7 protein-coding genes are annotated in these 14,298 nt (G+C 67.1%); all 7 read right to left on the bottom strand.

Annotated elements, in window-relative coordinates; translation table 11 throughout:
- Window positions 1–85: 85 nt before the first annotated feature.
- Window positions 86–1,708 (bottom strand): endonuclease NucS domain-containing protein, encoded by a 1,623-nt coding sequence (locus ACYVO2_RS11760; protein ID WP_461007642.1) that lies wholly within the window; start codon window positions 1,706–1,708, stop codon window positions 86–88.
- A 64-nt stretch (window positions 1,709–1,772) separates the two neighbouring features.
- Window positions 1,773–2,519 (bottom strand): hypothetical protein, encoded by a 747-nt coding sequence (locus tag ACYVO2_RS11765; RefSeq protein WP_461007643.1) that lies wholly within the window; start codon window positions 2,517–2,519, stop codon window positions 1,773–1,775.
- Between the two features lie 548 nt (window positions 2,520–3,067).
- Window positions 3,068–4,717: a type I restriction-modification system subunit M gene (locus tag ACYVO2_RS11770; protein WP_461007644.1), complete on the bottom strand. Its 1,650-nt coding sequence runs from the start codon at window positions 4,715–4,717 to the stop codon at window positions 3,068–3,070.
- A complete protein-coding gene (locus tag ACYVO2_RS11775; protein ID WP_461007645.1) occupies window positions 4,714–6,222 on the bottom strand; it encodes a restriction endonuclease subunit S in 1,509 nt (502 codons plus the stop codon). Before ACYVO2_RS11775 ends, ACYVO2_RS11770 begins: the two co-directional genes overlap by 4 nt.
- Window positions 6,219–9,821, bottom strand: a complete 3,603-nt coding sequence (locus ACYVO2_RS11780; protein ID WP_461007646.1) for a type I restriction endonuclease subunit R — start codon at window positions 9,819–9,821, stop codon at window positions 6,219–6,221. Before ACYVO2_RS11780 ends, ACYVO2_RS11775 begins: the two co-directional genes overlap by 4 nt.
- A gap of 412 nt (window positions 9,822–10,233) precedes the next feature.
- On the bottom strand, window positions 10,234–11,322 hold the full coding sequence (ychF, locus tag ACYVO2_RS11785; RefSeq protein WP_461007647.1) for a redox-regulated ATPase YchF: 1,089 nt from the start codon (window positions 11,320–11,322) through the stop codon (window positions 10,234–10,236).
- Window positions 11,323–11,382: 60 nt separating this feature from the next.
- Window positions 11,383–14,187 (bottom strand): polysaccharide lyase 8 family protein, encoded by a 2,805-nt coding sequence (locus ACYVO2_RS11790; protein WP_461007648.1) that lies wholly within the window; start codon window positions 14,185–14,187, stop codon window positions 11,383–11,385.
- Window positions 14,188–14,298: the final 111 nt, after the last annotated feature.

Genomic DNA, 14,298 nt, shown 5'->3' on the forward strand with positions numbered 1-14,298 from the left:
GTGACACATAGGCGGTGCCGACAGCAACCAGCCCTCATTAGCGACGCATCACCGACGCATAGTCGCTCTAGGTTACGATCGGCTTCTACTGCACGGCATGGACGAAAGCGCGGTACTCCCCGGCCACGATCTCAGCCTCGCGGGAGTGCCTGGCGATGTACTGCCCAACTGAGACGATCTCGCCATTAGCTGCGATGCTGGCAAACGCTTGTCTGTACGCGCGAGGATTCGAGGCGGATGAATAGACTCGAGCACCCTGCTCGTGCTGCACCCAGATGCGGTGCTCGTCGGATTCAGATGCCTCAGACCAGGCGGGGCCGATGCTTTCCAAGAGTACGTAGTGCAGCCCGAGGAGATCCAGGAGCTCGCGGTCGCGTTCCCACACCGTCCCCGCGTACATGTTACTCATTAGGAACAGGGGGTCTCGATACACGAGCCGTACTGCATCGGGGAGTGACATGCCTCGCCCGTTCCAACAAAGAGCACCGCGCACCGAACTGCGCAGACCATGTCGGGGTACAGCTTCACCGATGACCATCGGCAGAAGCTCCTCCATCCGGTCGGGCCAGCCGTGGATGATTGCTTGCAGGAGGTCGCACGGGTTGTAGACGTGCAGCCCGATGTCTCCGTCACCGACCTTTGGGCTCACTTCGTCTAGCCAGCTCTCCACCAGTGACTCCCACTCATGGTTGCCGGCAAGGCTCTGTCGAATCTCCTGCCGAAACGCCTTCCAGCGGCTGGCTCCTTGCGGGCTGGCGGTACCCGTGTAAAGAACCTGGCTGTCTCCTCGCTCGTCCCCGGTGAGGAAGCGGAACAGGTCCTGCTGCTCGAAGGCAGCAGTATCGTCGTAGGCGCCGGTACCTCGGAAGCCTCGTATGGCCCAGTTGGGGTTGTCTGCAAGATTCTTAAGCAGTCCTGGCTGTGCAGATTCCATGTTTATTCCACGCATCTCGCTGCGTGCAAGGCGATTGCAGATCGCACAAAGGGCGAGGTACTCGGCCTGATATTCGGCAGCAAAAGGCTCCGGCCCGTCGTAACTGTCCAGGAGTTCTGCCGAGGCGATTTCCTCGTTTACCCGGCCTACCGCAAGGTACAAGCCGAAAGGCGCAGGGATGTAGTGCTTCTCCGCCACCCGGTCCAGATCCGCCGCTAGTAGGTCAAGCTTCCCAAACCCGTGCGCAACCTTACTGATGATCTTCCAGCCCTGATTGCGCTGTTCCTCCGAGGTGAAGAAGAACAGGTTATGGATGGGGGTAACCCGAGGCTCGAACGCCCGAGGCAGTAGCTCCACCCGCTCGGCCCCTGCAGGGGCACCGCTACCGTCCAGGAGGAGCCGGTATCCGCGAAGATCATGGCTCCAGTCACGTGCTGCGTGACTGACGGCGACCAGGAGCTCATCCCAGTCATCCGGCATGGCCACGATCACGGCGCGGATGCGGTCCGGCGCGAGGCTCTTCTCCCGGCAAAGAAGCTCCGTGTACTTGTTGACTTCGTGCAGGGCCTGTCGTGCGCTGGACCGGGACCGCTTCAGCTCTATGACCACCCACATCTGATGGCGATCGCGAGCCAGGATGTCGATGCTGCCCCTCGTGCCATGGGCATTGGGGAGCGGATACTCCTCGAGCTGAACAGGACGGAGCCCCGGCTCGATCAACTCTAGTTTCTTTACGAGCGCATTGCGCAGAACGTTCTCAAGAGGCGGTCGCATGGCCGAAGGCTAAACCAGAGGACTGACAAGGACCCTAGGACGAGTTCGCAGGGCTCAACAACAATCAGTCAGTCTGGCGCAACTGATCTCCACCAGTCGCTTCCGAAGCCTCCACCCAAGTCGGGTCTGGAGCCGGAAGCCCAGAGGGGCTGGAAGCTTCTCCGTCCAGTGCGTACGCGAGCGCGAGCGCGATCCGCTCGATCCAGTTCAGCGCGTCCGTGACATCAGCCTCGCCGATCGGCCGGCGCTGCTTGAGGTCGCCGTCGATCAGGTCCGCGTCGTGTGCAATCTGGTTTCGACGACGGAGCAGCAGGATGTACTTACCGCGCAGCCGCTTCTCATCATATGAAGTGCGGTACTGGCTCCACCGGTTGACCCACTTCGCAGCCTCCCGCCACACCTTGACGTCTGTGACGAGCGCCATCACCTTTGCGATGGCGTCCGGGTTCTGCAAAGTCTGCCGGGCGATGTCCTGGCGCACCCTCTCTGCGACCACCTCAGAGGTGGTCGATTCGCCCCGCTGTACCCTCTCCAGGCAGTAGAGCGGCAACGGGTAGTCGCGGAGCTTCCGCGGCATATCCGGGTCGTCCTTGGCAGCTTCCTCAGCGACCCGGCGCAACACCTCTTCTTGCACCCAGTGCTCCAGGGCAGCGATGGACTGCACCCAGGCGGCCCGGTAGAAATCGCCGGTGTCGATGCCCTTGGGGCTGAGCACCTCCAGCGCCTGTCCCGCTCGCACCATCTGGCGTGCGTACGACAGGTTCGTGACGAACGACTCGAACTGACGGGTCTGAGGGTGTGCGATGACCATTCATACCTCGGTTCGGCACGTGGAAGGGCAAGAGGTTCGGGACACAGACTTCTAGTATTCCCTAGACTGCACTGGGGCAGGTCAAGTGGCCTTGCGCATCGTGGTCGGTGGTGGCTTGATCTAATCGTCTCGACTCCACGATCCGGCCCTTCACTCCCTTACCCCAGGCTGCTAGAGCGCTCCGCAGTACGTACGAGGTCGGCCGGGCCCCGCGTACGGGCATCACCTCAAGTTCTCGTGGCACGTGGGCGGCGACCGCAGCCAGTTGCGGGGCGTACGCTAAGCAGTCGGCCGCAGGCCAGTTCACCGCCGGAGTCGGCAAGGACGAGCAGAACTTGCCGTCTTTGCTACCTCATGGAGGGTAGCGCGGTTGGCCGAGGGGTGTCCGTCTTGGCGCCTGTCGCGGCTGCTTCAGCATCGAGGCCGGTGCATCGTGGAGGCTTCAGCACCGCCCCCGCCAACGGCAACTTCACGGGAACGCCGGAGAGGTGCACAGCACTTGGCGTTGCAGCTCTCCGGCTGGTTGACGATGAATGTTCAGGCCGTCGTCAGATCTCTTCCGCCTCTGGTACGTCCACGTCCGCGCCCAGTGACTTTGCGATGGCAGTGAACTCGGCCAGAGCAGACTGGAGATCGCGCACGATCTCCTCGGCGATGACCTCTGGCTCCAGGTCGCTGTCCGCATCCTCCAGGGCCGGGTCTTTCATCCACGTGATGTCCAGGTTGACCTTGTCGCGCCTGATCAAGTCCTCATACGCGTACGACTTCCAGCGGCCGTTCTCGTCCTCGTCCGCGACGCGGGCAGTCAGCGGCTCGCCGGCCTTGTACCGGGCGACGAAGTCGTCCAGGTGGGCGCGGGTCAGCGGGCGCTGCTTCATGGTGAAGTGCTGGCCGGTGCGAAAGTCGTAGATCCAGGTGACGCTGGTGTGCGGCTTGCCGTCGGCGCGCGGGGGCTTCTTGTCGAAGAACAGTACGTTGGCCTTGACACCGCCCGCGTAGAAGATGCCCGTAGGCAAGCGCAGGATCGTATGCAGGTCGAACTCGTCAAGGAGCTTGCGGCGGACCTTCTCGCCCGCGCCACCCTCGAAGAGGACGTTGTCAGGGAGGACGACGGCGGCCCGGCCGTTGACTGCCGTCAACGACATGATGTGCTGAAGGAAGTTGAGCTGCTTGTTAGTCGTGGTGGCCGTGAAGTCGTCACGGTCGTACTGAACGTCTTCCTTCTCCAGCTCGCCGTCCTGGCCGATCACGGTGATCGCGGACTTCCGGCCGAAGGGCGGATTGGCGAGGACCAGACTCGCGTGCCGGCCACTCGGCTTCTCGGCAAGCGCGTCGCCGACGTTGATCAGGCTGGGGCCGTCGCTCTTGCCGATGCCGTGCAGGAGCATGTTCATGGCGGCGAGACGGGCGGTGCCGGTGACCAGCTCGGTGCCCCAGATCTTGGATCCGCTGTCGTACGCCTTGCGGGCGTCGATGTCCATGTCCCGGACGTGGTGCCGGGTGACGTACGCGTGGGCAGCAATCAGGAAGCCTCCGGTGCCGCAGGCGGGGTCGGTGATGGTGTCGTCCGGACCCGGCCGGGTCACGTCCACCATCGCGTCGATGAGCGCGCGCGGCGTGAAGTACTGGCCGGCGCCGGTCTTCGTGTCCGAAGCCCCCTTGGCGAGCAGGCCCTCATAGGCGTCACCCTTGAGGTCGGTGCCGGTGACCGTCCACTCCTCGCGACCGATCAGCTCGACGACCAGCTTCTCGAGCAGGGCGGGCTTGGTGATCCGGTTCTGAGCATCAGCGAAGATCGTGCCGATGGTGGTGTGGGGCCTACGGCCGAGGTGCTCCAGGATGGCGCGGTAGTGCGCTTCGAGCTCGGCACCACGCTTGCTGACGAGCGACTTCCAGTTGTAGTCGGCGGGCACGAGGGCGCTGAGGTCACGGCCACCCCACTCGTCGTTCTCGATCTCGTCGACCATCTTCAGGAAGAGGAGATACGAGAGCTGCTCGACGTATTCGATGGTGGACATGCCGTTGTCACGGAGGACGTTGCAGTAGTTCCAGAGCTTCGCGACCAACGTGTTGGTCTGCGCGGCGGCCTTCTTTGACTTCGGCGTCTCGGTGAGGGGGACGCCTTCGGAGGAGGGCGTGACGGCGTCGTCCGTCGCAGCGGCGGGAACGATTTCGGATGCAGGGACGGACGCGGTCACTGGTCGAACAACTCCTGCTGAACGGAGGCGGCGGGGAAGTGGGTCGGAGCGGGAGCGGGGGGTGCGGTGACGTTCGTGACGGCTCGGGCGGCAACGCGGCCTCGCGAGACGGCCGTTTTGCGCGGGCTGCTCGCCCGCGCGCCCTCACGGCTGGGCTTCGCCCTGCGGGCCGGCTTAGCGGCATCGCGCTCGGAGGCGATCCTGGCTAGGAGGGTGATGGCGGGTTCGTCGGCGGGGTCCTGTGGGACCAAGTTGCCGGTCAATGCCTTCCTCAGCAGCGCCGAGCGCAACGTTGCAGCTCGCTTGAGCCCAACCTCGACGGCGGCCCCAGCGCGCGCAAGGCCATCAAGCTGCTCACTAATCTGCTGCAGAATCTCTAGTTGCTCACCCGCAGGAGGGACGGGGATTGGAAGATTTCTAATTTTCTTCAGGCTGATCGAGGCAAGGTTGGTTGTCTGCTTCCCGTTCACTTCAAACCATCGCGTCGAGCTGTTTGCATGATAGGCGAGGAGCTCTGGCAGAAGGATGTCCCCGTGAATCCTTGCTCGGAATACATGGTTCTGGTGAATGGCATCCTTGACTTCCCCCCGCCAAACCCAGCCGCGGCCAAGCTTGTCGCGATCTCCACCTTCATTCATCAGTACGTCTCCGGTCTTGAGGCGCAAGTCTTTGGCCTTCTTATCCGGGACTCGAATGGTCGCTACATCATTAAGGTCAAGCCATCCGCGCTGCACATTCGCGACACGAAGGTAAGGGACTTCGGTGAGGTCGGGATCAAGTTGCTTCTTCTTGTCTTTGGTGACACCGCCCACAACCTCGGCAATATCACCGAGCCGTTCCCAGGACCAGCTGGCTGGAATCCTGGGCAGGTTCCGATCGATTGCGTCTGCCTCGCGCGGAAGGGGCGCGGTGGGCTGGCTCGCCGGAACTGCCCTAGCGGCAGCAAAGTTCGCCACGCGGGTGGCCAAGGCGCGAATGCGTGCACGATTAACCTGGAGTACCTGCTCAGCCGCGTCAAGGCGGGAGAGCTGCTCTTCGAGGGCCTCGACGATGCGACGCTGTTCGCTAAGTGGAGGAACAGGAACAGGAACAGCCTCAAACTCTCCACGCGTAACATGCACCATTCCGGAACCTTGAGTGCGCGCCTTGACCTCCTGCAACTTGTACTGCAAGAGATATCGGAAGAATCGGCGATCGACGTAAGGCTTCACTTTAAAAATGTGCTGATTTAGCGCCCCTTCCGGCCCGCCCCACTCGTACACACCCAGCGTTGCAGCCCAGGAAAGCAGAAGGTCTCCCTTTTTTACAAGGTGACGACCTTCCAAATCCCCTTCGTAATAATTGAACACGCGATTCGAGCCGGTAAGGTTCTGAATGCGAATAATCGGCCGCCCAGACTTAGACCATTCAGTCTTTCGAAACCCTCGGCCATTCACATATTCTGCGAGCTCCCCCAGCGTCGAGGTTGCCCACCCCTCAGGCAACCCGCCCATTCCCTCACTCAAGCCAATTCCCGATTCAGCTCGTCCAACAGTTCCAGCGCCTGGTTTCTGCCACCGAAGGCATTCGCGAAGCCCGGGCCGCCGCCCTTTTCGGAGAACGGCATGTGGCCGAAGTCTTCGCGTTCCATGCCAAGATCGACCACGATCGCGTCCTTGATCCGGTGCAGCCACCACAGCTGGTCATCTGTGAATTCCGCTCCTGCCTGGCTCTGCCGCAGCAGCCAGCCTTCAAAGCGCTCCTCGACCACCGTACGGTACGGGCGCAGCTGGTCGTCCGCGCCGAGCGTGTAGCGGACGAGGTTCATGAGGTCCCCCAGACCGGCCGACTTCGTCAGCGACTCGGCCGCCTCGCCGACCAGCTCGTAGTGGTCCCAGATGACCTTCGGGGTCCAGTTCCGCCTGGTGGCCTTGATGGCCGCCATCAGTTCCTTCAGGTGGGCTCGCGCCTCCTGCGGGCGCACCCGCGAGCCGATACCGAGGATCACCTGGAGAGCAATCGCCTCCGCCGTCGCCTCGTCGCGCTTGCGGCTCTCCAGGAGCTGGCGCCATTCCGCCAGCTCCTTCGCCGCCCGCTCCTCCCTCGGGACCTCATTCACCTTCAGCGTGACCTCGGTCGTCGCGTCGTACGTGAGGTCGTGCTGCTGCTTGATGCCGATGATCAGCTTTCGCAGTTCCGGGTGTGTGGTCAGAGTCTCGACAGAGTCGTGGACCAGTCGCCGCGCGCGGTCCGCGCCGCCTTCCCGGTACGCCCGGTCCTGAGTGTCGACGTCCACCGCGTCGGTGATCTTCCGGACGATGTCCGCCAGTGGCACCCCGCCCGATGCCTGCTCGATCCTCTCCCGCTCCTCCTTCGTGAGCTTTCGGTCAAGTCGGGCCAGCCGGCGCCCGAGCGTCTCGGCCTGCTCGGCCGTCAGCGAGCGGCTGCCCGCCTTGTCCATCAGCTTGGTCAAGCTGAGACTGCCGCCGTCCGGCGGCAGCATCGGGCGGGTGTCGACCAGCGGCGATGCTGTGATGCCCACTGCGTCGACCAGAACGAAACGGTCCTTGGCCAGGTCGGCGGCCGGATCTGGAGTGACCGCCTTCAGGTCGTCGGCGTCGATCGTGCGGGCGCCGCGCCCCTTCATCTGCTCGAAGAGGACGGGGCTGCGGACGGCCCGCAGGAAGATCACGCACTCCAGGGCCTTGACATCCGTACCCGTGGCGATCATGTCGACCGTGACGGCGACCCGCAGCAACGGCGAGTTCCGCAGGTCGTTGACGAGCTGCTCGGGGTCGTCGCCCTTGTCCCGGGAGCGATAGGTGATCTTCTTGGCGAAGGCGTCACCGCGCCCGAAGACCTCCTTGACCTGTTTGAGGACCTCGTCCGCGTGGTCGTCGCTCGCCGCGAAGATCAGCGTCTTAGGCAGTTCGGTCCGGCCCGGGAACCACCGTTGCCAGTTGTTCTTGTACGCGGTGAGGACGGCCCGGATCTCGTCCTCGGCGATCACCGTGCGGCCTATCTGGCCGACTGTGTACACGAAGTCCTCGTCCAGCTCCTCGTAACGCTGGGCTCGGGTCTTGCGGTCGCGGATACGGACCGTCGTCCCCTTGTCGATCTTCGCGCCGCCGTCCTCTCGTATAGAGGAGTCCATGGTGACCACATCGAAGTCGACGTTGACGCCGTCAGCGACGGCCTGTTCATAGGTGTACTCGGAGACCATGTTGCCGTCGAAGAAGCCCTTGGTCTGCCGGGTAGGGGTGGCGGTGAGACCGACCAGGTGGGCGTCGAAGTAGTCCAGGACACCACGCCACAGGCCATAGATGGAGCGGTGGCACTCGTCGATGACGATCAAGTCGAAGGACTCGATCGGGACGGCCGGGTTGTACTCGACGGTGACCGGGCGGTCGGTCATGTAGTTCTCGTCGAGGGTAGAGGAGTCCTCGCGGTCCTCTGCCTCAGCGGTATCCTCCAGCGGCTCGCCCTTGAGGAGCGCGTACATGCGCTGGATCGTGGAGACGACGACGGAGGACGTCTCCTGGAGACCGGACCGGCCGAGCGAGTCGACGTTGTAGAGGTCGGTAAACCTGCGGTTCTCGTCCGGCGCCTTGTAGCGGTCGAACTCGGCTTTGGCCTGGCGGCCGAGGTTGTTTCGGTCGACAAGGAAAAGAATGCGGCGCGCACGCGCGTGCTTGAGCAGCCGGTACGACGCGGTGACCGCGGTGTAGGTCTTGCCCGCACCAGTGGCCATCTGGATCAGTGCGCGCGGCTTGTCCTGGGCGAGTGAACTCTCCAGGCCGACGATCGCCTCCTCCTGTGCCGTACGCAGGTCGTGCGACTCCAGGACCGGCAGCGCGGTGCGCAGGGCGGCCCGGAAGGTGGGGGTGTCCGGGTGCTCTGTGGCCCGCTTCATCCAGGCGGCGAAGGTCTCCGGGCGGTGGAAAGCGAAAACCGACCGGGAGCGGGCGTGCGGGTCGAGGAGATTGAGGAAGAACGTCTCGGCGCCGGTGGTGGCGTAGCGGAAGGCGAACGGTTCCCCCTCGCGCCAGACCGCCATGGAGTGCTCCTTGAGGACACCGCCCGCGTACCGCTCGTTCTGCGCGAGGGCGCCGGCCAAGGGGGTGCCCTCGCGCTTGGCCTCGATAACGCCGACGATCACGCCATCGACATAAAGGACGTAGTCGGCGCGGCCGGTGGCCAGGCTGAACTCTCGGACCGCGACGCCCTGGGAGGCGAGTGGGTTGAGGTCGCCGTAGTCCTGGACCGTCCAGCCAGCCTGGGTGAGCATCTCGTCGATGCGGACGCGAGCCTGTACCTCGTTGAGCGGCTCGGGCCGCTGGGCGCGGGCGACGATCGCCTCACGGGCGTTGACGCTGACCGGTCGGGGCTTGAGGCGCTCCTGGTCGTATCGGTCCTGGTGGGCGCGCCGGAGCCGCTCGATCTCGTCCCGGTGGCGGGCTACCTCCGCCTCGGACTCAGCACGGGCCCGCTCAGCGGCCTCGGTCAGCCTCTCGGCCTCCTCCCGGCCGCGCCGCTCGGCCTCCAGCCGGTCACCAACCTCGCTGAGGCGAGTTCGGGACTCGGCGAGCGTGCGCTGGTAGCGACCGAGCGCCTCGCGGAGTTCGGCCAGCTCGGCGGATCCGCCCGCCACCTCACTAGGCAGCTGGGGCGGCACGAACGCAGCGATCTCTCGCACGTCGTCGATCGCTCGGGAGAAGAACTGGCCGAGGTGAAAGCAGAGTTCGACGGCCTTGAGGGCCTTGCTGGTGTCGAAGAGGTGATTGTGCGCGGCGTCGTTGCGCCCCCGGCGGAGCGTGTCAAAGGCATCCCGAGTTCGACCAGGGAGCAGGCCAGCGCGCTGGAGTCCGGCCAGCCGGTCGATCTGCCGGGTTCCCTCGACCCGCACCCCGGCCCGCTGCACCAGCTCCTCGGCAAGCACCTCGCCGAACTGCCCGGAAGCGACGTACGAGACGTTGGGGTTGGTGAAGACCGACTGCTCGGCCTGTGCGCCGTAGATCGCCAGCAGGGGCTGCATCGCGTAGAGCCGCCCGAAGTTGGGAGACCTCCGGGCTGCTGCCTTCAACGACTCCGGGACTTGCTCACGACGCCGTTCCTGCCCGCTCATACGCTGCTGCTCCTTGACCAGGCCACATCCGGCCCCTACCCACGACAAGACCTCTCAGCCTATGCCCAACTAAGGGCTCTGATCTGGCAAATAGACCCTTCACGGCAAGATCCACTGCCTCGCGCCCACCACCCGTGCAAGGACAGTTTGGCGTGCCCGTCTCGAGCGCCAGACCTGCGTTCACTACCGCGAGCTAGCTCCAGAGGTAGCGCCGAAATCACAATGTCAGCACGGGACAGCATCCCGGGGGTGGCCGCAGGTGCCGACAGGTGATCACTTCCGGCCCCCTGGGACAGCAGCCAGCACCAAAGCACCACTAGACCTTCATTGAGCCACCAGAGGGCCCCATCTTGGGCTGAGGGCCCCTCTTGACATGCAACTCTGCAGGATGGAAATTTGATTAAAGATTCAATCAAACATTGAACCGAAACTCCACCACATCCCCGTCCTGCATCGCATACTCCTTGCCCTCCATCCGCGCCTTCCCCTGCGCCCGGGCCTCGGCGACCGAACCCGCCGCCACCAGGTCGTCGTAGGAGATGACCTCGGCCTTGATGAAGCCCTTCTGGAAGTCGGTGTGGATGACGCCGGCCGCCTCGGGGGCGGTGGCGCCCTTGCGGATGGTCCAGGCGCGGGATTCCTTGGGGCCTGCGGTGAGGTAGGTCTGGAGGCCGAGGGTTTCGAAGCCGACGCGGCCGAGGGTGGCCAGGCCGGGTTCGTCCTGGCCCATGGACTGGAGGAGTTCCAGGGCCTCGTCGTCGTCGAGTTCGGTCAGCTCGGACTCGATCTTGGCGTTGAGGAAGATCGCCTCGGCGGGGGCGACCAGGGCCCGCAGCTCGTTCTTGAAGTCCTCGTTGACCAGCTCGTCCTCGTCCACGTTGAAGACGTAGAGGAAGGGCTTGGTGGTGAGGAGGTGCAGCTCGCGGATGAGCTGGCCCTTCTCGGAGGTGGCGGTGAAGCCCGCCGCGAAGAGGGTGGTGCCCTGGTCGAGGATCTTCTTGGCTTCCTCGACGGCGGCGACGACCTGCACCTTGTCCTTCTGGAGGCGGGCCTCCTTCTGGAGCCTGGGCAGGGCCTTCTCGATCGTCTGGAGGTCGGCGAGGATCAGCTCGGTGTTGATCGTCTCGATGTCGTCCTTCGGGGAGATCTTTCCGTCCACGTGCACCACGTCGGGGTCCGCGAAGGCGCGGATGACCTGGCAGATGGCGTCCGACTCGCGGATGTTCGCCAGGAACTTGTTGCCCAGGCCCTGGCCCTCGGAGGCGCCCCGCACGATGCCCGCGATGTCCACGAAGTCGACCGTGGCCGGGATCTTGCGCTGGGAGTTGAAGATCTCGGCGAGCTTGTCCAGGCGGGGGTCGGGCACGCCCACGACGCCCACGTTGGGCTCGATGGTGGCGAAGGGGTAGTTCGCCGCGAGCACGTCGTTCTTGGTGAGGGCGTTGAACAGGGTCGACTTGCCGACGTTCGGCAGGCCGACGATTCCGATGGTGAGCGACATGGGTGACTTTCGGTGCGGGGGTGGTGGTGGGGATGTGCGGGCGGGACTCGGCCTTCGAGTTTACGGGCTGCGGGGGTGGCGGTCGGTGATCACTTCGAGGAGCGGGGGGTGGGTGGGGTTCTCGCGGCTGTGGAGGCGTACCTCCGGGCCGGGGGTGGGTTGCGCGAGGGTCACGGTGAAGGGGTGGGGGAGGCGGCGGGCGGCCTCGGTGACGTCAAGGGCGGTCCAGTCCGGGTAGACGGTGGCGGTGCCGGGGGGTGAGGGCGGGGCGCGGTGGGGGGAGTGGGCGCGGAGCGCGGTGAAGAGGAGGTCGTCCTCGCGGGTGGCGGGGTCGTTGGGGACGGCGCCGTACAGCCACAGGACGGCGCGGTGGACGCGGGTGCGCCGCAGGGGGGCCAGGTCGAAGGAGAGGGTGGCGCGGCTGGTGGGGCCGACGGTGAGGTGGGGGCCGGTGTCGTCGCGGGTGCCGTCGCCGCGCACGGTGGCGTCGGCGGTGGGGCGGAGCAGGTGCGCGCGGCGGGGGCGGGGCGGGGGGCCGGGGCGCAGGGTGGCGGTGAGGGTGGCGCCGTGGCGGGCGCCGGGCTCGGCGAGGAGGCGGAGGGGGGAGGTGGTCAGGACGGTGAGGCCGTCGTCGGCGGTCTCGGGGGAGAGGGGGTGCCGGTGGCCGTGGAGGGTGAGGGTGACGGTGGCGGCCGTGCGGGAGGGGTCGGCGACGGCGACGCGCAGGGAGCGGCCGGGGTGCTCCAGGAGGAGGACGGAGCAGGGGGCGTCCACGGTGATCCCGGCGTGGCTGCCGGGGGCGAAGAAGGTGACGGCGGTGAGGCGGGGGCCCGCGGTGCCGGTGGTGCGGAAGGCGTGCAGGTCCGGGGTGAGGGCGGTCACGCGGACGCCGGGGGCGGCGGAGCGGGCGGCGGTGGCCTCCGCCGAGGCGGTGGGGAGCTGGAGCCAGGCGTAGGAGGCGTCCCGGGGGTCGGTGCCGTGGTCCAGCCAGAGGGTGGTCCAGCGGCGGGTGACGGGGGTGGTGGGCCCGGAGGCGTTCAGGTCGCGCCAAGTGCCGGTGCGGGTCTCGTGGACGGTGTGCGGCGCGGGGCCGGCGAGGAAGACGTGCCCCCCGGTGCCGGGCAGGTGGGCCCAGCCGGGGTGGACGGCCGCGGGGGCGTCGGCGCGGCGGTTCTCCACGGTGGTCTCGATCCGCCGCCCGCCCGTGGCGCTGATCGCCGACCCGGCGTGCAGCACCGCGTCGTCCAGGAACAGCCAGGACTTGCGGGCGGTCAGGGGGGAGGCGTGGCCGCGCAGGTCCACCGAGGCCAGGCCGTACCCGTCCAGGCGCACCCCGCCGGAGAGGCGGGTGCCGGTCAGCGGCTCGTGGTCGTTGTCGCCGCCCGCGCCGGGCGGGAGCGGGGCGGTGTCCACGGTGGTGCCGGGCAGCCGCTTGGCGTCCACGGTGGGCCAGTGGCCGTCGGTGTGCTGGAACGGGTCGGCGTCCAGGTGGAGCAGCAGCATGCCGTCGCCGGTGTGCCAGCCCTTCGCGTTCTCCCCGTTCATGTACTCGTACCGGGCGACGCGGTCGGAGTTCAGGGACAGCGACGCGCTCCAGGCGGGGCGGCGGTGGACGAAGCGCTCCATGTCGGGGAAGGCGAAGTGGCCGAGCAGCGGTGGCGGCGCGGGCAGCGAGCCGTCGGCGAGGACGGGCGCGACGGCGGCGATCTGCGCGGGCTGCCGGGCCGACAGCGGGCGCCAGGTGTTGCGGCGCAGCCACTCCCGCGCCACCGAGCGCAGCTCGCCGGCGGTCGCCGCCCGCTCGGGCGGCAGGGCTCCGGCGAGGTTCACCAGGTCCACGGCGAGCAGGAAGCCGTCGTCGGCGTCCCTGGCGCCGGTGCGGGAGATCGCCCGGCCGCGCACGCAGTCGAGCGTCAGCCCGCCGTGCACCAGCGGCAGGAAGGTCCGCCGCACGGCGTCGACGACGCGCTGCCGCTCATTTTCGGCCACGTCCCACGGCGTGCCCGTGAGCAGCTTCATCAGCTCGGCCACGCCCCTGACCAGCACCTCGCCGTAGGTGCCGGGATAGGCGACGCAGGTGTGCATCAGGAACGAGCCGTCCGGGTGGAAGCCGTCCCCGACGGGCACCGGGTCCAGCACCCCGGCGAGCGCGGCGGAGGCGAGGGCCAGCTTCCCCTCGTCCCGGCCGAGCGCGCCGCGCAGCGCCACCACCCGGCACAGGTCCACCCGGTTGGCGCCGGTGGAGTCGAGGGTGCCGCGCAGCATCCGGCGGGGGTCGGGGACGAAGTGGTCGGTGGCGGCGAGCAGCCCGTCGCGGGTGGCGGGCCCGACGGCGTCGCCGAGCAGGACGCACAGGTCACCGACGGCCTTCGGGGTGCCGATCTCCCAGTCCCACCAGTTGCCGTACGCCTCCTGCCCGGCCCGGTAGGCGGCGTCGTGCAGGAGCGCCAGGCCCGCCGCGGCGGCGCGCGCCGCCTCCGGGTCGCCGTGCAGGGCCGAGGCGGGCGTGGCGTGGGCGAGGGCGATCGTGCGCAGCCGGCCCGCGACGGCGGTGACGTTGGCGGACGCGGTGCCGAGCGGCAGGTCGTCGAAGGGGGTGGTGCGGCCGGGCCCGGTGCGCAGGGAGGCCAGGTGGGCGCGGGCGGTGCGGTCCTGGGCGGCGACGGCCGCGGTGTACTCGGGGCCGCCGGCCGGCGGGTCGCCGCCGAGCAGGACCTGTCGCCAGCGGGCGGTCAGCCCGGCGTGGACGTCGCCCGTGTCCCGCGCGCCCGCCCGCGGGGCGCCGCGCAGGGCTGCGGGCAGGGCTGCGGCCGCGGCGGCCGCGGCGAGCACGGCCCTGCGGCGGACGACGTGCTGCTGCCCCATCTCGCCTCCCTGCCCGCCCCGCGCCTGACGGGGCGTCATGGCTTGGTTGTCGTGGACACGGTACCCGCGGCGGCCCAAGAACAGCCCAAGGAAGGCGTGTCCGGCCAGCCG

Source organism: Streptomyces capparidis (assembly GCF_054782095.1).

Coding starts and splice junctions, on each gene's coding strand:
- ACYVO2_RS11760 (WP_461007642.1), bottom strand. CDS start 1,708: ATGCGACCGCCTCTTGAGAACGTTCTGCGCAATGCGCTCGTAAAGAAA.
- ACYVO2_RS11780 (WP_461007646.1), bottom strand. CDS start 9,821: ATGAGCGGGCAGGAACGGCGTCGTGAGCAAGTCCCGGAGTCGTTGAAG.
- ychF (WP_461007647.1), bottom strand. CDS start 11,322: ATGTCGCTCACCATCGGAATCGTCGGCCTGCCGAACGTCGGCAAGTCG.
- ACYVO2_RS11765 (WP_461007643.1), bottom strand. CDS start 2,519: ATGGTCATCGCACACCCTCAGACCCGTCAGTTCGAGTCGTTCGTCACG.
- ACYVO2_RS11790 (WP_461007648.1), bottom strand. CDS start 14,187: ATGGGGCAGCAGCACGTCGTCCGCCGCAGGGCCGTGCTCGCCGCGGCC.